Origin of the sequence: Prosthecobacter sp. SYSU 5D2 (assembly GCF_039655865.1) — a bacterium.
GTDB lineage: Bacteria > Verrucomicrobiota > Verrucomicrobiia > Verrucomicrobiales > Verrucomicrobiaceae > Prosthecobacter.
This window is the reverse complement of sequence record NZ_JBBYXL010000013.1, coordinates 140,826-158,443: the sequence shown is the minus strand read 5'-3', so window position 1 is coordinate 158,443 and position 17,618 is coordinate 140,826. Positions and strand designations below refer to the sequence as shown.

The 17,618-nt window shown below is 57.8% G+C and carries 16 protein-coding genes; 7 read left to right on the top strand and 9 right to left on the bottom strand.

The features are described 5' to 3' along the window. Positions 1-173: 173 nt before the first annotated feature. The 4 genes from WJU23_RS20785 (at position 174) to WJU23_RS20770 (ending at position 3,795) form a co-directional block, all read left to right on the top strand. Positions 174-1,082 (top strand): hypothetical protein, encoded by a 909-nt coding sequence (locus tag WJU23_RS20785; protein ID WP_346334544.1) that lies wholly within the window; start codon positions 174-176, stop codon positions 1,080-1,082. 324 nt (positions 1,083-1,406) lie between these two features. Continuing rightward, positions 1,407-1,709: a hypothetical protein gene (locus tag WJU23_RS20780; RefSeq protein WP_346334543.1), complete on the top strand. Its 303-nt coding sequence runs from the start codon at positions 1,407-1,409 to the stop codon at positions 1,707-1,709. Positions 1,710-2,066: 357 nt separating this feature from the next. Next, positions 2,067-3,083: a hypothetical protein gene (locus tag WJU23_RS20775; protein ID WP_346334542.1), complete on the top strand. Its 1,017-nt coding sequence runs from the start codon at positions 2,067-2,069 to the stop codon at positions 3,081-3,083. A gap of 94 nt (positions 3,084-3,177) precedes the next feature. After that, on the top strand, positions 3,178-3,795 hold the full coding sequence (locus WJU23_RS20770; RefSeq protein WP_346334541.1) for a HEAT repeat domain-containing protein: 618 nt from the start codon (positions 3,178-3,180) through the stop codon (positions 3,793-3,795). Positions 3,796-3,863: 68 nt separating this feature from the next. On the opposite strand, the gene WJU23_RS20765 is transcribed toward WJU23_RS20770, so the two are convergent. Further along, complete coding sequence (locus WJU23_RS20765; protein ID WP_346334540.1) at positions 3,864-4,772, bottom strand: AraC family transcriptional regulator; 909 nt, start codon at positions 4,770-4,772, stop codon at positions 3,864-3,866. Positions 4,773-4,786: 14 nt separating this feature from the next. On the opposite strand from WJU23_RS20765, the gene WJU23_RS20760 reads away from it, so the two are divergent. Next, the gene (locus tag WJU23_RS20760) at positions 4,787-5,482 is read left to right on the top strand and encodes an orotidine 5'-phosphate decarboxylase / HUMPS family protein (protein ID WP_346334539.1); all 696 of its coding nucleotides are present in this window, start codon (positions 4,787-4,789) and stop codon (positions 5,480-5,482) included. 68 nt (positions 5,483-5,550) lie between these two features. Then, on the top strand, positions 5,551-6,438 hold the full coding sequence (locus WJU23_RS20755) for a sugar phosphate isomerase/epimerase family protein (protein ID WP_346334538.1): 888 nt from the start codon (positions 5,551-5,553) through the stop codon (positions 6,436-6,438). A 266-nt stretch (positions 6,439-6,704) separates the two neighbouring features. On the opposite strand, the gene WJU23_RS20750 is transcribed toward WJU23_RS20755, so the two are convergent. The 4 genes from WJU23_RS20750 to WJU23_RS20735 all read right to left on the bottom strand — a co-directional run bounded on the left by WJU23_RS20750 (position 6,705) and on the right by WJU23_RS20735 (position 12,191). Further along, complete coding sequence (locus WJU23_RS20750; RefSeq protein ID WP_346334537.1) at positions 6,705-8,126, bottom strand: alkaline phosphatase D family protein; 1,422 nt, start codon at positions 8,124-8,126, stop codon at positions 6,705-6,707. A 246-nt stretch (positions 8,127-8,372) separates the two neighbouring features. Next, positions 8,373-9,998 (bottom strand): hypothetical protein, encoded by a 1,626-nt coding sequence (locus WJU23_RS20745; protein WP_346334536.1) that lies wholly within the window; start codon positions 9,996-9,998, stop codon positions 8,373-8,375. Next, positions 9,995-10,669, bottom strand: coding sequence for a DapH/DapD/GlmU-related protein (locus WJU23_RS20740; protein WP_346334535.1), 675 nt, complete (start codon positions 10,667-10,669; stop codon positions 9,995-9,997). Before WJU23_RS20740 ends, WJU23_RS20745 begins: the two co-directional genes overlap by 4 nt. Beyond that, complete coding sequence (locus WJU23_RS20735) at positions 10,653-12,191, bottom strand: hypothetical protein (protein ID WP_346334534.1); 1,539 nt, start codon at positions 12,189-12,191, stop codon at positions 10,653-10,655. Before WJU23_RS20735 ends, WJU23_RS20740 begins: the two co-directional genes overlap by 17 nt. A 141-nt stretch (positions 12,192-12,332) precedes the next feature. Between WJU23_RS20735 and WJU23_RS20730 the strand changes: the two genes are divergently transcribed. After that, complete coding sequence (locus WJU23_RS20730; RefSeq protein WP_346334533.1) at positions 12,333-13,577, top strand: MFS transporter; 1,245 nt, start codon at positions 12,333-12,335, stop codon at positions 13,575-13,577. 7 nt (positions 13,578-13,584) lie between these two features. Here WJU23_RS20730 and WJU23_RS20725 read toward each other — a convergent pair whose 3' ends face one another. Genes WJU23_RS20725 through WJU23_RS20710 form a run of 4 tightly spaced genes read right to left on the bottom strand, consistent with a single transcriptional unit; the run spans position 13,585 to position 17,600 of the window. Further along, complete coding sequence (locus tag WJU23_RS20725) at positions 13,585-14,592, bottom strand: D-2-hydroxyacid dehydrogenase (RefSeq protein WP_346334532.1); 1,008 nt, start codon at positions 14,590-14,592, stop codon at positions 13,585-13,587. Positions 14,593-14,595: 3 nt separating this feature from the next. Continuing rightward, positions 14,596-15,816, bottom strand: a complete 1,221-nt coding sequence (locus tag WJU23_RS20720; protein WP_346334531.1) for a mandelate racemase/muconate lactonizing enzyme family protein — start codon at positions 15,814-15,816, stop codon at positions 14,596-14,598. Between the two features lie 12 nt (positions 15,817-15,828). Beyond that, complete coding sequence (locus WJU23_RS20715; RefSeq protein ID WP_346334530.1) at positions 15,829-16,665, bottom strand: alpha/beta fold hydrolase; 837 nt, start codon at positions 16,663-16,665, stop codon at positions 15,829-15,831. Next, the gene (locus WJU23_RS20710) at positions 16,662-17,600 is read right to left on the bottom strand and encodes a dihydrodipicolinate synthase family protein (RefSeq protein WP_346334529.1); all 939 of its coding nucleotides are present in this window, start codon (positions 17,598-17,600) and stop codon (positions 16,662-16,664) included. The genes WJU23_RS20715 and WJU23_RS20710 overlap by 4 nt, the downstream gene beginning before the upstream one ends. Between the last annotated feature and the right edge of the window lie 18 nt (positions 17,601-17,618).

Genomic DNA, 17,618 nt, shown 5'->3' with positions numbered 1-17,618 from the left:
CCTAACCAAAAGCCTGGCAAGATGACCTACGGTGTTAAAGTACAAACTCACAGGAAAGCATTATGCACGAGTTAAAAATACAGCTTAATTTCCATTTGACTTTGTCTGTACAATGTCACAACATCGTCACACTGTTTGGTTCCCGCCTTGCAGCTCCCCCGCACCACACCCACATGAAAAAAACGTATATCCTTGGAGCGCTTGCTCTTACCGCCCTTTCCATCGCTCCCCAGAGCTTCGGCCAAACAGTCATCCCAGGCTCCGTGTCTAAAGTGACTTTCAAATTCAACCTCTCTGCCACGGGCGACCTGCCTGCTGAATTTGCAGGAGTGGTCGGCACCCTTAAAGGCAAAGACGCAGCTGGTGAACTTGTCAATCCTAAGACGACCGTCCGCTCTAACACCTACACCGTTGTTGATGGTGATACTTCAACCACGACCCTTGAAATCGGTGAAAAATTCGTCGCCCGTCGTTTTGGCAACAAAGAATTCCTTCAGCAGCTGACGGAAGAAACCGGCGAAGGTCTGCCATTGATCACAGACATCAAAGGCTGGTCGATCGTCAAGGTTCAGTCCACCTCTGGCACTCTCCCTGAACTGAGCATCTCCGGAGACGACTATTTCCTGGTGAAAAAAGGCGTGGCCCCAATCTCCCTGGCTGGCTACATCATCACAGACAGCGCTGAAGATTACACCATCAGTGCTGCGAAGGCCAAAATCGTTACTGAAACCGTCACCGCTGGTGAGCCTCCAGTCGCCACGGTATCTTCCACAGGCACCTACTCTGAGCTCTACAAAATGTTTGGCGACGTCACGCTGAACCTTGATGGCCAGGTTTTTAACATGAGTGGTGTTCTCTCCGGCGGCCAGAAGCTGGGCAAACTCAAGGGTTCTTCCACCCCGAACGTGCTTCTTTCCACGGCAACCAAACTGACCTCCCTCGCTGGAACAGGTGTGGACAACAACTTCGGTGAGCCAGTCATCGTCGGGATCGTTGAAGGTTCCGCCACGATGAGCGCTGGTGTTGCTACAGACGTGGCTTCCTACTACCCAGTTGAGGAAGAAGAAGAAGTCGTCGAATAAGCGATGGGCTTCATTCCATGGAGTGAATTAACCGTTTGATCTATTGAATCGCCATCTGCTTCACTGCAGGTGGCGATTTTTTTATATGATGAGAAACGCTTTGATCCAGTTTTCATGAACAAATTCCCCAAGTTTTTGCTGGCCGTTGTCCTTTTGGCCGCGGTCATGTGTGCAGCCTTTTTCATGGCCGGAGGGCCTGAAAAAAAGGCCCTTCCCGCCCCGGTGGCGAAATCCACGACTTTTGTCAAACCTGCAAACGTTGCTCCAGCAGCAGCACCTCAAGTCACCCCGACGGTTGCGACTGAAGCAAACTCGCCTGCAGTAATGGCCGAAGATCCCGACCAGCCCAATGCACAAATCATCGCTACCATTGATGATGCGGCCGTCTTGTACAGTCCTGAAGGGCTGCCGAAAATTCAGCCATATCTTTTGCACAGCGATCCCGAAGTCAGAGCCGCTGCCATTGATGGCATGGTCAATCTGGGGGAGGCTGGCGGAGCCGCCCTGTTGAGAGCGGCTGCAAACCTTGCGCCATCGGCCGAAGAAGCTGCGGCCATGCGGGAAGCAGCTGCCTTTTTGGATCTGCCACCGGGGCGGCTGCCGAAGCGGGTGGCTCCTTCGAATTAAAATCAGGCTGTGAGCACAGCATACAGCCACAAATTTTCATTCAATGTAGAGATCAGGACTGGGCCGAGCACTTCGGGGAACCGTCTAAAACAAGATTGTGCGAAAAAGATTAAAGCTTCGCTCCTGTGGTTTTCAAGGCCATCGCATGCGAGATCCGACCTGGGAGGTCCGTTTTTGCTGCGTATCAATTTAGGAGGGCTGTGGATTACGGAATGCCGGATAAGTTGATTCCTGGAGGAATCCAGGATTTTTTATCGTAATGAACGATTTTTAAAATTAGATTGACATATTTTCGTTTCGTCACAACATCGTCACACTGTTCGGTTCCCGCCTTGCAGTTCCCGCACCACACTCCATATGAAAAAATCGCACACTCTTAGAGCTTTGATGCTCCTCTCCCTTCCCATTGCCTCACAAGCATTTGGCCAGGCTCCACCGCCACCTCCTGGAACGGTCTCTAAGGTCGCTTTCAGCCTGACGATCACGGACGAAGCTCCTGGTACCGTCGCCAAAGACCCTGAGACAGGCAAGCCTCTCAAAAAAGGCACCGAAGGCGCAGGTCCTGCTTTCAGTAACGAGTACGATTCTTTCAAAGGCAAAAAGAAAGTTGCCTTTGTGGACGAATACATCGCCAAGTCTGCCAAACGCAAATATTCCATCAAGGAATTCCTGACAGATCTGAAGAAGATCGGCGTCATCACTGACATCAAAGGCTGGTCTTTGGTAAAAGTGACTGAAACTGGCTACAGCGAACAGACCAAGTCTGTTGATGAAACTCCGGAGCCAACAGAAGAAGTTCCGAACCCAGAAGTGGTGATCACGGATTACCCTGCGGGTACCTACACGTACGAAGACGATGATGGCTTCTTCCTGGTGAACAAAAGCGTTACCAACCCGATTGATGTCTCTGATTACATCAATGCCTATACTTGGTATGAATATGGCGTTTATCTGACGGATGAATATGTGGAATCCACCCCCTATTCCAGCGAAGGTACAATTACAGGCACAGAATGGGCCATGACGACCTACATGTATAACTACACTTGGAGGTCAGATGCTTATTTCCGCATTACCCTCGATCAGGAAATTCCTGCGGAAGGCGAAGATCCATCCTATACAATTGAGGAAAGCATCCGCATGTATGGCGGCCTGGGAACAGGTGGTTCTAAGTCTGGCCTCCTCAAGGACAAGGAAACGGGTGTTTATCTCCCTCTCGCCGAGAAGGCAACAGGCCTCTCCGGCAGATATCGTTATGAAGATAACTCTGACGAAGACAGCGACATCTATGCCTTCGTTGAAGGTGGATTCTCCATCAGCGCGGGTGCAGTTCAGGCTGATGTCCTGAAGTTCTTCCCAGCTGAAGTTGACTAATCTCAACTGAAGTTAAGTTCATTCAAATTCGTGATGGCCATCTGCCCGTTATAGGCAGGTGGCCATCTCACTTATTAGTAAGCAAGCCCCAAAAATGTCTTCAAAAATCATCCTTTTGACCACCCTCGTCGCCACCATTGGTGTCGGCCTGTTCTTTTTCGTGATCGCAGGGCCTGATGCTGCGGTCACAGCACCCAAGGAAATTAAAGCGAAGACGCCAAAAACGGCTGCGGTGGCTGGCTACGGCCAAAGTAGCAATGGGAGCGCTTCCAACCCCGTTGAATTTTCTCCACTTTCAAATTCAGCCCCCGCTAGCTCCACGCAACCGGCTGCGGAAATGACCAGCAACGAGATCATCATGGAAACGATTGATGATGCGGCCGTCAGTTACGATGCCAAAGAACTGCCAAAAATTCAACCCTTCCTGCTGCATCCAGACCGGGAAGTTCGTAAAGCCGCCCTTGATGGCATGGTTATGTTAGGAGATGCCGCTGCGGCACCCTTGCTTCGGAGCGCCGCGAAACTGGCTCCCAGCCCGGAAGAGGCTGCTGCCATGAATGAAGCGGCTGCGTATGTCGAGCTGCCTCCAGGCTCACTTATTGGAGCGAAGTCAGCCGGTCCCAATGGTGGCAATCGTGCTGCTGGATCTGTTCGGCGCCCTCCTCCGGGTCCCTATAGACCAGGCATACGTCAGCCAAACCAGGCCCAATGAGTTTTGGTAAGCTAGTGAATGAAAGGTTCTTCCCGCTCCTCTTATGTGGGGACGGTAGCGCCTTGTTTCTAGGGCTGGCTGACCCTTTGCGCAAGCAGGTGTGATGCCCCGTTCATCGTTGAGTGTGGCATCAGCCGCTGCTGCTGGCGGTAGCAGCTCGGAGTCTGGCCAGTACGTTTACGGAAGTGCTGAGTGAAGGCGCTTTGATCGGGAAAACCGCAGGCGGTGGCGATCTCTGAGACGGATGCGGCGGTGGATTCGAGCAAGCGGGCGGCGGCGAGGACGCGGGTTTTAAGAAGAAATTCCTGAGGGGTGATGCCAAAGGCGGCCTGGAAGTGGCGCTGGAGCTGGCGGAGGGACTGGCCGCAGGCGGTGGCGACCTGCTCGATGAGCAGGGGTTTGGAGTAATCTCGCCGGATGAGCTCGACGGCCTGGGCGACGGTCTGAAAGACGGGGAGGCGGCGCTCGGATTCATCTGGGCGGCGGAGGAGGCCCATAACGCCTTGAATCTCGCCATTTTTGTCATGAATGGGGAGTTTGGTGACGAGGAACCAGTCGGGCATGCCCTGGCGGTCCCACCAGAGCTCGATGCGCTCGATGCTGGCGGCCTTGCCCTGGAGGAGCTGGTCGTCGTCATTCACATAAGCCTGGGCCATGCTGCCGGGGTTGAGGTCGAAGTCGGTCATGCCGAGGATGTCGGATTCATCCTGCATGGAATAACGCTGGCGGAGGCCCTGGCTGGTGAACATGAGGTGGCCCTGGCGATCTTTGGCGAAGAAATGGACGCCGGGGATGTGATCGAAGAGCCGGTGGAAAAGGGAGCCGGGGGCGAGTGTGCTGAGCCAGCGGGTGCGCTGTTGCTGCCAGCGGCGGATGACGGCGGGGGGCCGCTGCCGCAGCGGACGCGGTTTGAGGAGTGTCGCATTTCGCATCATCTTTGTCGTGACGATGATGGGAGGATTTGTGTAGAAATGCAACTCCGCTACTCACCATGAAACCGATTGTCCAGATCTCGCTCGACCTAACCAACATTGATGAAGCGCTGGAAACAGCGGCGCTGGCCATGAGGGCGGGGGTGGACTGGCTGGAGGCGGGAACGCCGCTGATCCTGGCAGAGGGGCTGCACGGCGTGAGGGCGCTGAGGAAGGCTTTTCCGCAGGTGCCGATCGTGGCGGATCTGAAAACGATGGACGGCGGCTACCTGGAGGCGGAGATGATGGCCAAGGCGGGTGCCACGCATGTGGTGGTGATGGCGCGGGCGCACGCGGAGACGATCAAGTGCGTGGTGAAGGCGGGCGCGGACTTTGGCTGCCAGGTGATGGGGGACAACATGGTGTGCCCGGACATGGTGGAGGGGGCGCGGTTTCTGGAGGACCTGGGCTGTGACTATGTAATCCACCACATCGGCTATGATGAACGGCGGGGTATCGCGGCGGCGGGCCACCGGATGCCGAGCCCGATGGACCAGCTGCGGGAGGTGGTGCAGGCGGTGAAGATCCCGGTGCAGGCGGTGGGCGGGCTGACGCTGGAGCAGGCCATCCAGTGCCCTCAATATGGCGCGCCGCTGGTCGTGCTGGGGGCGCCGCTGACCATTGATGCGGATGCTTTTAAAACGGCCGATGGTGACCTGGAAGCGTCACTGAGGATGATCTGTGAAGCGGTTCATGCCCAGGAGGTGAAAAGGTAGGCTGACGCCAGCCTGTACGGCCTGCTGCCACTGGAAAACATTTTTTGGCCACGCTGATTTTACCTCTTATGCCCAAGCTCGCCGCCTTTCCCAAAGCCTTCATGCAGGCGCTCTGCAAAGAAGGAACCATGACTGTGTCTGAATGGATCGCCCTGGCCTCCAAGCTCGATGTCCAGGGGCTGGAGTGGTATGCAGGATTTCTGGAGATGGCGGATGAAAACAACTGGCTGCGTTTTCGCCAAGAAGCAGAGGATACGGGCAAGGTGATTCCGATGATGTGCTGCTCACCCGACTTCACGCACCCGGAGGCGGCCTTCCGGGAAAGGGAGATCGCCAAGCAGAAGCGGTGGATTGACATGACGCAGACGCTGGGCGGCAGCTACTGCCGCGTGCTGAGCGGCCAGCGGCGGCCGGAGCTGAGCGTGGATGAAGGGGTGAAGCTGGCGGCGGATTCCATCCATGCCTGCCTGCCTTATGCGCAGGAGCGCGGCATCACGCTGATCATCGAAAACCATTATAAAGATGACTTTTGGGACTACCCGGAGTTTGCGCAGAAGATGGATGTTTTCTGCCAGCTTGTGGGTGCGATTGAGCACCCGAACTTTGGGGTGAACTATGACCCGAGCAATACGTATCTGGCCGGGGAAGACCCCATCGAGCTGCTGAAAAGGGTGTCACATCGCGTGGTGACGATGCATGCCAGCGACCGGTATCTGGCGGAGGGAACGATTGAAGATCTGCGCCGTGAAGAAGGTGGAGCGCAGGGCTATGCCAAGCGGCTCCGACATGGGGAGATCGGCAAAGGGCTGAATGATTATGATGCCATTTTCACTGAGCTGAAAAGCCAGGGATTCGATGGCTGGATCAGCATTGAAGACGGGGTGGACGGCATGGACCAGCTTGCCCGCAGTGTGGACTTTCTGAAAAGGAAGATCGCCCTGCACTGGGGGCCGTAAAACGCCGGGGCCCGAGGTGCGATGAAGAAAATATCGTCCGGCAGGGCTGGATGGTCCGTGGCCTGCGAATACTTGGTGACAGTTAAACCTAACCAATAATTCGTATGAAAACAAAAATGAACCGTCCTCGTGAATCCGGCGCACTCGGCTGGGTTTTTCTCTGGCTGATTGGCATTCCGGTACCTTTGCTCATTATCTTTTTTCTCCTCCGTGGCTGCACGTAATGTTAGGCCGCCATGGGCTGATGAAAGGGGGAGTGTGGAAACTTAGCGCAAGGGGAACTCCACCCGTACGGGGGTTTTTCCGTCCACGTTTTCACACTCCCAGTTAACCCAAAGCCTGTCGTCATCCCCGGCTTTGAGCCAGGCAAAGTTTCGGCAGCGGAGATACCGGTCAACGGCCCGGACGGGCGTGCTCATTTTAGCCACGACCGCCTGACCGCGAATACTGTGCTCGTCATCATTGCTGATGGCCTTAAGCCCTTCCCATTGAAGCACGCCGGGCTCAGGATGAAGGATGGCAGAAGAGATGATCTGGGCGATTTCCGCCGGGAAATCGGTGCGTTCCAAAAAGCCGATTGCACCGACGTGAACATCACCAGAGAGGAGGGTGATGCGCTGGTAGCCTTTTTCTTTCGCACCATACTTCAAGACTCCGAAGAGGTGCGAGATGAGGCGGTCACGCTCCCATTCATGAGTCTTGTGGCTCCAATGATCACGAAGATCATCCTCACCTCCATGCTCACCAGGCAATGAAGATACCCAGTGGGCGAAGCGGCGATAGACGACGGGCACTGGGGAAACCAGGAGAAGGGATTTGCTGTTATCCTGGCTGTTTCCGAGCCATTTGATCACTTGGTCCCATTGCCGCCTGTCCATGACCTGGTCCACGGTGCGATGAGAGCGGTTGTCCAGGACAAGGAGGTGGAAAGGGCCGAACTGAAGTCCCATGGAATAATGACGGGGCTGGTCTGAGCCTGAATCAAGAAGGGAGCGGCACGTATTTTTGCCACGTATCTGATAGACTTCAAAGGCCTGCCGGGCAGCGTCAAACGCCTCTTTGTAATAAGGAATGTTTTTGTCAGCGGTCTGATAGGAACCCCAGCCGTCAAAAATGTCATGGTCATCCCACATCATGATGCTGGGGATGCTGGCCATCATGCGTACCATGGGTGTGTGAGGATAGTCCTTGCCATCATGGGTGATCCGGACCCACGCGAGAAGGTAATGGTCAAAGTAGCTCTCCATGAACTCCTTCACGGTGGGCTGGCTTTTGGGCTTTTCCCCTGGCTTCAGCCACTTGATAAGACGGGCAAAGCTGCCTTCCTTACGCGCAAGATCATCACAATAAAGCTGATCTCCTCCCATCAGAAGCAGGCTGAAAGGCTCTTTTTTATGGCCCTCTTCCATGCGCTTCCACATGGCCAGGGGATCTCGGTCGCGGAGGGAGTTTGGATCCGTGAAGCCGTTGCAGGAGCAAAAGGCGATGCGGGGTTGCTTAACCGGGGTGGGCAGACCCGGAAGAAAGAAGGACCATTCGCTGTCTCCGCAAACATTTTTGAGCTGCTTGCCCTCGCGCTCGACTGTGTATGAAACAGTTTTTTCCTGAGGATCTTGAAATGCCGGAAGTGCAATCTCCCCTCTCCAGACACGGCTGCTATCATGCAGGGAGAAGGTAATTTCCTTCATCTTTACACGTTGTCCATCAACCACCCAAACTGGAGCTTTTCCACGTGGTAGGCGGATGATGACAGTATAAAAGGACTGCTGCTTCTCGCTGTCCCATTCATAACCAAGCACTGGGCCAATAAGGATGTCATGTTTCGGCATAATAATCAGGCGGATTCAGCCATGATTTCCTTATTAAGCTAAGTGCCAGGAGGAAACCAAGACAAATATGGAGAGAACTCACCTGAATATCACCTGCATTCATTTTTATGGTCCTTTGCCAGGCGTAAGGTAAAGCGCACTGAACCGGATGTCGGTATTGCGCGTGCCTTCGAAAATGACATGGATGCACACTCGCTCGGGCAGCCCCGTGGCTTTCGCTTTGCCTTTCCACAAAACCGGAGTTTGAAAGCCGCTCTTGGTGACGATGGCGGCGTCTTTGCCAGAGTATCCAGGGAGCGGTCGTTCCTGAGCATCGAGCAGTTCGATCTTCAAAGAAGCTTCCGCACCGAGGCCATCGGCATTGACATGGAAGCGCGGTGACGTGTCTTTTTTGACGTCAATGGCTTTGGTGATGAACTCACTGGTGACCTGGGGAATCTGATAGTCGCCGGGGCCTTCGCCCACTTTCTCCACGACAAGATCACCGAAGCGGTCGCGCGGAAGGACGGCGATGCCGACTCCGCCGCGTGGAGGTTCCTGCTCCCAATGACGGGGATCCCAGGCTCCGTAATAGACAAAGGTTTCATCACCGATGTTCTCAAACCCCTGGCCCTGCAGAAGGCCGCCCTGGTCCCACTCGCCGTCCTTGCCGTGCTCCAGAAAGAGCCATTCATAGGCGGGCTCACGGAAATGGACGCCGTCATTGCTGACGACAAAACCGAGGTCAATGGTGACGTCTTTCCATTCCTTGGCCCCATGCCACACGCCGGAAATGCCGAGCAGGATGTTGCCCCGGTTCCACACGCTGATGCCTTCGTGGGTCTGCTCGCCTTCGCGGCTGCGGCCTTTGCCTAACAAGGTGTTCTGCGCGGTCCGGGTGAACGCCAGGGTGCTGGTCTGGGACCAGTTAAAGAAATCCGGGGAGCGGTAGGCGCGTGCCACACGGCCGTGATAAGGACGCGGGGCATCCATGGAATTTTGGCCGGAGGCGTAAAACATGCCGTCCCATTTGTACAGGCCGCCTGAAGGTTCAAAATGGATGCCGGGAAGGATGAGGTCCTTCTTCAGCATCTCTGACTTTTCGGGTTTTATCTCCCGCTCGCTCTTCCAGGTGAGCCCGTCCGCGCTGACAAAGGGCATGAGGGTGCCCAACCGGGTGTTGTGGCGGAAGTAAACGTGGGAGGAAATTTTATAGCGCCGTGCAGGATCCGGATCTTCGGGATCCAGGAGGACCTTGATATTGACGAAACCAAAGGGGCCTGGCTCGGTGAGGATGAGATTGTTGTTTTTGTTGCCCGCGTATTCGACGAGGCCGAGATTGGGCTTCATCCAGTTGATACCGTCGTCGCTTTCCGCATAGGCGGCCCGCCAGCGGTTGGAGGCGACTTTGTTTTCCTTGTCATCATCAAAGGCGACATACCAAAGGCGGTATTTGTCCTTCTCGCGGATGATGGAGCCGTAAAACTGGACACCTTTGGCATCGGGCGTTCCCGGTGCGCCACGGGTGAGCACGGGATTGCGCGGATGCTTTTTAGGAGACCGCATCTCCATGCGCAGGTTTTGGGCATGGGGAATGGAGACGTTGTCAAAAGCAAAGAGGGTTGTGACCTGGGTTTCGTCAAACAGCTCTTCCGCAGGGGCCAGGGGGGCGGCGAGGGCGAAGGCAGCCAGGACGGCTCCAAAGGCCCGGCCTTTGCTTTTTGCAGGGGGGAGTTTGGGGGATGGTTTCATGAGTTGGGCAGGGTTTCGTTTTTCCAGGTATCATCCTGGCGGGCTCCGAAGAGGTCGGTTTGCGGAAGGAGAAGTTCGGGCAGGTTTTCCCGGGCCATGGTTGGTGGCAGGGGCTGGTGGCGGGCGGGGACGCCGAGGGCGAGCGTGTAAGGAGGCACGTCCTTGTTCACGACGGAGCCGGCCCCGATGAAGGAGCCGCGCCCGATGGTGACACCGGGGCAGATGGTGACGCCGCCGCCGATGGTGACGTGATCCTCAATGATGGCACCCTGAACGGGGGCGGCCCGGCGCATGGGCAGGCGGTCATTGAGGAAGGTGGTGCCAGGACCGATGAAGACCATGTTGCCAATGACGGTGGTGCTGGGCAGGTACACGTGCGCCATGATCTTCACGCCATGGCCGATGCGGAGGCGGCCTTCGAGCGTGCATTTGTGATGCACCACGCAGCGGTGGCCGATGCTGACCTCCGCGCGGATGAGCACCTGATGGCCGCACTGGAAACGGTGGCCGATGGTGGTGTCCGCATAGAGGATGGAGCCTGAGCGGATGATGGCGTAATCGCCGATGCGGGTGGGCTCGGAGTACCCTGGATAACGGTAGCCGAGCACCACGCCGGGATCTATCTGCGCGTGGGCTCCGATTTCGTGGAAGGAGTCAGTTGGATTTTCCATGATTGGCAAAGCGGCTGAGGGTTTCGATGCCCTGGATGGCGAGGACGTCGCCGGCGGGTTTGGCATAGGGGGCGCGGAAGCGGCTGTAGCGGTAGTGGGCACTCATGTATTCGCCATGGTCGGGATCGGTGTTGGGGCCGTCGGTGAGGTAGCCATAGGAGACGTTGGTATAACCACAAGGAATGGTGATGGGCAGGGGCGACCCGGCACGCATCTGGCGGCCGATGCCCTGGAAGGGTTCAAAGGGCAGGCCGACAATGCCGACATCGCCCAGGCGCAGGACGTAAATCTCCACTTCGAGATGCTTTGCCACCGTATCGGCCTGGCCTTTCTGATGCATGTCCAGCGCCCAGCGGCTCCAGGGCAGGACGCCTTCGATGAGCTTGCCCCGGTAGAGAGGGGACAGCTCGCGGGGGAAGTTTAAACCGGCACAGGCGAGGGTGTCTTCATCGCCTGCGAATGCGCGTTTGATGAAGCCTTCCATCTCTTCGATTTCCGCCTTCAGCTTTTCGACGGAGGGCAGGGGGGCGAGGGGGATCTTGACTTTTTCAACGGCGTAATCAAAACCGTCGCGGGCGGAGGGCTGTAACTTGTCCAGCGCCTGGATGTAGCTTTCGGCGAGCATGTTGCCGTATTTTTTGGACAGCTCCACGCTGCCGCGAAACATGCCCTTCGAATTGACATCGCCCGCACAGCCCTGAAGGAAGCTCATGGGAACAGGGCTGGCGGGGGAGAGATGGCTGCCGACGACCTCGCAGGCGACCTGGGGCCAGTCACCAAAGACGACGGGTTTTTCCGGGTGATAGCAGGTGCATGGGTGGCCGGTGAACTGGACGAGGGAGGTGACGGGCTGGCCCTGCTCATTCTTCAAAACGATGATGGGGGCCTGACGGTCAATGTCGCCATTGAAATCCACGCCCATGAGGTCGCGGTCCTCTTCGCGCATGAGGTAGCTGCTGCCATCGGCGCGGCGGCCCTTGCGGTTATACGTGATGCGGCCTTCGCTGCCCTCGGCCCACCAGACGGTGACGGGCTGGAGCAGATCCGGGAGGCGCTTGGCATGGCTGCGCAGTTTATCCAGCAGCTCCTGGCCGGTGGGCAGAAGCTCGGGTACAGGCAGTTTGTCCACCGGGGTGGACAAGTTGTCGTAGGCCTCCAGCTGGTTGCTGGCCATCTTCATGTCGGTGTGATTGTGGGAGACGAAGATCAGCACGTTGGACACCGGCAGATTCAAATCCTCAGCGATGACGCGGCGGAACATGGCGCTGACGTTTACAGCCTTGGGGGAATTGAAATGCGTGGTGATGAGGCACAGGCGGCTGTCGCCATGCTCCAGCAGGGTGACGGTGGAATTGAGCGGACCGGCCACGTTCATGACGACGGCGCCCGTCTTGCCCACGGTGGCACCGCCAGCCTTTGGGGTGACACCGAATTCGAGTGCGGCGGCGCGCAGCCGGGGCTTTTGCACCGGTTCTGCTGCGGTGACTGACCATGCGAAGAGGACCGGGGCAGCCAGGCTCAAGAGCCTGATGCCTGGGATGGCTGAGAATAAATGTTTCATTGTTGGTTATGCTTTAAAAATGCTGCAATGATGTTTTTATTTGCTTTATGATGCTTTCCAATTAATCCAGGAAGGCAGCCACGCAGATGCTGGCTTTTTATTATGTCTGCCTCCGCTCCTCCGATGAATGATGCTGACAATGCCCGGCCGCTTCCAGGCGCCTGGCTGGTGGTGGGGCTTCTCTGGCTGGCGGGATGCCTGAACTACCTGGACCGTGTGATGCTGAACACGATGCGGGATTCCATCAAGCAGGCGGTCTCCATGGGAGATGACGGTTTTGGCGGACTGACGACGGGTTTCCTCATTGTCTATGGTCTGCTGAGCCCGCTGGGGGGCTGGTGTGCGGACCGTTTTGGGCGCAGCCGTGTCATTCTGTTCAGCCTGGGTGGCTGGTCGGCGGTGACCTGGGCCACGGTTTATGTGCAGACTTATGAGCAACTGCTGGCCACACGGAGTTTGCTGGGCATCTGCCAGGTGTGCTACATTCCGGCGGCTCTGGCGCTCATTTCGGACTACCATCGTGGCAGTACACGCTCGCTGGCCACGGGCATTCACATGACCGGGGTGTATGCAGGCATGGCGCTGGCCGGTATGGGGGGCTGGATGGCGGACCATCACGGCTGGGCCTCGGGCTTCTGGGTGTTTGGCAGCTTTGGAGTGGCCCTGGCCATCGTGCTGAGCTTTTTCCTGCGGGATGTGCCGCATGCCAGCCAGGCCAATGCGGGCCAGCCGCCCGTTGACGTTTTTGAAACGCTGAAGACGCTGGCTGGCAGCGGTAACATGTGGATCATCACCCTGCACTGGGGCTTGCTGGGCTTTGCCGGCTGGGCGTTCATCACCTGGATGCCGAGTTATCTGCGTGAGCAGTTTGACCTGTCGCAGACCGAAGCCGGATTCACTGCGTCGGTCTATACGCAGGTGGCAGCCCTGGCGGGCGTGCTCATTGGAGGAGCCTGGGCGGACCGGTGGAGCCGCACGCAGATCCGTGGCCGCTTGTGGGTGCCGATGATTGCGCTGACACTGGCATCGCCCTTTGTCTTCCTGAGTGCGCATACAGATACCCTGGTGGTGGTCAGCGTCTGCCTGATTGCCTTCGGTTTTGCACGAGGGTGCTCGGATGCCAACATGATGCCCATTCTCTGCCAGGTGGCGGCCCCGCAGCACCGGGCCACGGGTTACGGCGTATTGAATTTCTTCGGCTGCCTCATTGGCGGCGTGGCCGCCTACCTTGGCGGCTGGCTGAAGGAGAGGGATGTGGACCTGAGCTATCTGCTCATGGGATCGGCCATCGGCGTGCTGCTGAGCGGCCTGCTGCTGGCCGTCGTCAAACCGGCACGCCGAGATTGAGGGCGGTTCAGGCCAGGTCTGCTGTGGCGATCTCATTCCAAAGCGGCCCTCCGTTGATAAAGTGGGTGACGTTGTGCTCCACGATCTCGCTCATGCGGCCCAGAAAGTGTGGGCTTTTGTCCGTGCCTGAGATGTGGGGTGTCATGATGACATTGGGCAGGTGCCAGAGAGCATGCTCCGGCGGCATGGGATAATAATAATGGGTGTCCAGCGCCGCCCCGGCGATCCATTTTTCAGTCAGGGCACGCAGCAGGGCCTGTTCCTGGACGAGGGGACCCCGGGCAGGATTGAGGAGATAGGCTTCAGGCTTCATGGCCCGCAGTTCAGGCTCACCGATGAGGCCGGTATTGGCGGCATTGAGAGGCATGGCCAGCACCAGGAAATCCAGGCCGCTGAGAAACTCCGTCTCCTGCCCTTGGGTGAACACCCGGTCCGGCAGCAGCCCTTCAGGATCGCCGGTGCCTTTGACGGCGTAGGAGTCATCACGCGGACCGATGCCCTTGCGCACCATGACGTGAATGTTCAAACCCAGCGTTTTCGCCAGCCGCGCCGTTTCCCGACCGATGCCGCCATACCCCCAGATGCCCAAAGTGCGGCCACGGATCTCGGTGCAGAAACGTTCGCCGCGATCCCACATGCCCTGGTCCTGGTTGCGAATCATGCCTCGAAGATCCCGCGCCAGATTCACCAGCATGGCGATGCTCCATTCAGCGATGGCCGTGTCGTAAACGCCCCGCGCATTGCAGGCGCGGGCGGCGCGCTGGGGCAGGTTCAGGGGCATCAACTGGGTGAAACCCACCGATGAAATCTGCACCAACTTCAGCGACTGCATCTCGGTATGATTGGTGGGCGGCAGTTTGCAGACGAGGATGTCCGCATCAGCGATGACTTCCGTGGGAAAAGGCTCAGCAAAATCGCCATCGGACCGCCTCATGATGACTTCGGTATCCGGCAGGGCTTCCAGCCTTTGCTGGACCCCGGGCAGGAGGGGGATGGTGATGACGATTTTGGGCATGGCTCAGTCCACAAGGATTTTACCGGGCACGCTGTTGAACTCGCCGCTGCCGGGCACAAAGGGGTAACGGTTCTTGATCTCATCTGTCAGCACGAGGCCAAGGCCTGGCTTCTCAGGCGGCAGCACGTCGCCGTTGTCAAAACGGAAGTCTTCACCGGCGATGTCCAGGTGCATGCCGCCGAGGGCGGGCAGCACTTCGCAAATGACCGTATTGGCGCAGGCAAAGGCGCAGTGGATGTTTTGCATTAGCGCTCCTCCGGCCCCAGCGGCGTGGGTGGCGATCTTGCGGCCCCGGCTGTCCATCATGGCGGCGACACGCATGAATTCGCTGAGCCCGCCCGTCCAGGCGGCATCTGGCTGGCCGATGTCAAAGGCATCCCGCTCGGCGAAGACCTGCCATTCATACATGGCCGTCAGGCACTCACCCCCGGCAATGGGGACGGTGGTACCTTTGCAGAGCTCGGCATAACCCCAGGGGTCCGTGTAGTGCAGGGGCTCCTCAAAGAAGAACAGATTATAGGGCTCCACGGCCTTCATCACGGCAGCGGCTGTTTCCAGGTTCCACTTGGTGGGCGCGGGATTGTTGCCCATGTGGCCGTCCAGCATCAGGCGCACATCCTTGCCCACGTGCATGCGGGCAAAGGCCAGCTTGGTGCTTTCAAACTCCGCCGCTTCTTCGGCCGTCGTGGTGGCAAACCAGCCCTTCTCGGCGGAGAAGGATCCGGTGCCCAGCTTGATGCCGTGGAAACCGAGGCTTTGATAGAAGTCCAGCTTGCCGGCCAGTTCATCGAACGGGTAATTGCTAGGGCCGCCGGAAGCGTAGCAGGGAAGCCGTTCATGGTGGCCTTTGCCGCCTAACAATTGATACACAGGAACGCCATGCATCTTGCCGCGCAGGTCCCATAGGGCGGCTTCGATGGCATTGATCACCGCCACGCCCAGGCCCACGCGGCACCAGTAGTTGCCGCTGCGGTACATGCGCTGCCATAGCTCCTCCACATCCTCCGGTGACTGGCCGATGAGGATGGGGGCAAAGAAGTCCACGATGACCGGGACGGATTCCGGGAAGAAATAACCTGCGTAGGTTTCACCCACACCCGTGACACCCGCATCGGTGTGGATCTCTACAAAGGCCGCGCTGCGCCGGGGGCGGCAGGCGAGGATGTAGGGATCCTTGCTGTAGGGACCGGTGAGAAGAACGGTTTTGACTTCGGTGATGCGCATGGGAGGGCGGGGTTATTTGGAAGCAGGCAGGTCGAATTTCTTGCGCAGCCAGGCAGCGCCCAACTCTGCATAACCGGCAGGGACGGTGTGGCCGCGAGGTTCGGCAATGACATGCAGATCCACGGCTGCGGGGCTTTTTGTCTCCAATGTGGTTTGGGTAACCGCGCGGGCAAAACGGACGACGGACTCGGTACTCACCCGGTCATCACGGTCTCCGATCACCAGCCACAGGGATCTGCCGGCCAGGATGGAAGCATTTTTTTCGAGGGAAAGCTTTTGCACCAGCGGCAGGTCTTCAGCCCCTTTGAACTCGGTGATCCTGGCCAGGTCTGCGAGAGGCGCAAAGGCCAGCACATGTTTTACCCGGGCATCTGCGATGGCAAAGTGGGTGGCGATGAATCCGCCCCGTGAGGTGCCAGAGGCGGCGATTCGTTCCGGATCGGCGATGTCTTCTTTAATAAGGTGGTCCAGTACGGCGCTGAGCCTGCCGGTGACTTCCGCAACGAAGTCCTCGCCTTTGTCGCAGCGCCTGCGCCAGCCAGTGAGGCCTTTTTCATCGGGCCGGGCATCCTGTCCATGACAGGGCAGGTCCACGGAAACGCACACCACACCCTCATTGGCGAGAAACTGGCCTGCCTGGCGGAAGTACTTGGAGGACAGGGTTTCATCCTGGTCGCCAGACAGGATGAAGAGGAGCGGTGCAGGTTCGGCCAGACGTTTCGGCCACAGGGCGAACCTCACGCCATCTGCCGTTGTGAGGGATTCACCGGAGGCAGGCAGGGGCGGAGTGTCCGCAGCCTGCGCCGAGGTGAAAAACGTCATCCCAAGGGCTAACAAAATGTATTTCATGATAAAGCAGGCCGGGGCATCCAGCGGGGATGCTTGGTTTGCAGGTCGTTCACATAGCGCTGATACACCTCTTCAGTGATGCCCGCGTAAGGGGGAAGCAGACGCAGGGGAAAGGCATCGTCGTGAAGGCGGCAGAACATCTTGTCGAAGGCTCCGTCCATGTGGGCGCTGTCCGCCACGGAGCTGCGCAGGTCTGCAGCGATGATGTCGAGTTCATCGTGCATGGCATTCAGCAATTCAAAATTTCCCTGATGGCCCGCCTGGTAGTAGGCCTGGCCTAACTCCAGATTCGTGGAGGCAAAGGAGATCAAAAATCCGCATTCGCCCATCGTGCTGGCTTTGGCAAAACCGCCCTCGGTGATGAAATGCTGAAGCTGAGGCGCGTCCTGCATCAGGCTGCTGAGGCGGGCTTCATCGGCGGTGCTGTTTTTCGTGGCGACCAGATTCGGGTATTGCTCCGAGAGAGCGCCGTATTCCTTGCCGGTGACGATACGGCCCGTGCGCATGAGGTTGTAGTGCAGAAACTCGCAGTCGGGAAAACGCCCGCAGGTTTCGCGAAAGAAGGTGGCCATTTCGGAATCCCGAAGTGTGCCCCAGCTTGGCAGGCTTAGCTGAAACCGGCGGGCACCCATGTCGCGTGCACGTTCGATGCGGCCGATGACCGTGGGCAGTGAAAGGCTGATCAGGCCGACCATGCCCTGCACATCGTCAGCGGCGGTCTCTTCGAGGAAAATGGGAGTGATTTCATCAAACTGGGCATCGGTGATGGCATACCCTTCACCGGCCGTGCCAAAGATGTAAACATCCCGGATGCCCTGGGCGATGAGGTGCCTGACGGAGCGGCGGAAGATGTCCTCGGCGAAGCTGTCATCCTCACGCCAGGGCAGGCAGCAAGTGGCAAGAACGCAGGGACGGTAACGTTTGGAGGTGCTCATTCCGGGAGGGCAGGATTG

What these genes read in the sequence shown, in the direction of transcription:
- WJU23_RS20730 (WP_346334533.1), top strand. Translation starts at nt 12,333, where the DNA reads ATGTCTGCCTCCGCTCCTCCGATGAATGATGCTGACAATGCCCGGCCG.
- WJU23_RS20715 (WP_346334530.1), bottom strand. Translation starts at nt 16,665, where the DNA reads ATGAAATACATTTTGTTAGCCCTTGGGATGACGTTTTTCACCTCGGCG.
- WJU23_RS20745 (WP_346334536.1), bottom strand. Translation starts at nt 9,998, where the DNA reads ATGAAACCATCCCCCAAACTCCCCCCTGCAAAAAGCAAAGGCCGGGCC.
- WJU23_RS20760 (WP_346334539.1), top strand. Translation starts at nt 4,787, where the DNA reads ATGAAACCGATTGTCCAGATCTCGCTCGACCTAACCAACATTGATGAA.
- WJU23_RS20775 (WP_346334542.1), top strand. Translation starts at nt 2,067, where the DNA reads ATGAAAAAATCGCACACTCTTAGAGCTTTGATGCTCCTCTCCCTTCCC.
- WJU23_RS20725 (WP_346334532.1), bottom strand. Translation starts at nt 14,592, where the DNA reads ATGCCCAAAATCGTCATCACCATCCCCCTCCTGCCCGGGGTCCAGCAA.
- WJU23_RS20755 (WP_346334538.1), top strand. Translation starts at nt 5,551, where the DNA reads ATGCCCAAGCTCGCCGCCTTTCCCAAAGCCTTCATGCAGGCGCTCTGC.
- WJU23_RS20710 (WP_346334529.1), bottom strand. Translation starts at nt 17,600, where the DNA reads ATGAGCACCTCCAAACGTTACCGTCCCTGCGTTCTTGCCACTTGCTGC.
- WJU23_RS20740 (WP_346334535.1), bottom strand. Translation starts at nt 10,669, where the DNA reads ATGGAAAATCCAACTGACTCCTTCCACGAAATCGGAGCCCACGCGCAG.
- WJU23_RS20720 (WP_346334531.1), bottom strand. Translation starts at nt 15,816, where the DNA reads ATGCGCATCACCGAAGTCAAAACCGTTCTTCTCACCGGTCCCTACAGC.
- WJU23_RS20780 (WP_346334543.1), top strand. Translation starts at nt 1,407, where the DNA reads ATGGCCGAAGATCCCGACCAGCCCAATGCACAAATCATCGCTACCATT.
- WJU23_RS20750 (WP_346334537.1), bottom strand. Translation starts at nt 8,126, where the DNA reads ATGAAGGAAATTACCTTCTCCCTGCATGATAGCAGCCGTGTCTGGAGA.
- WJU23_RS20770 (WP_346334541.1), top strand. Translation starts at nt 3,178, where the DNA reads ATGTCTTCAAAAATCATCCTTTTGACCACCCTCGTCGCCACCATTGGT.
- WJU23_RS20785 (WP_346334544.1), top strand. Translation starts at nt 174, where the DNA reads ATGAAAAAAACGTATATCCTTGGAGCGCTTGCTCTTACCGCCCTTTCC.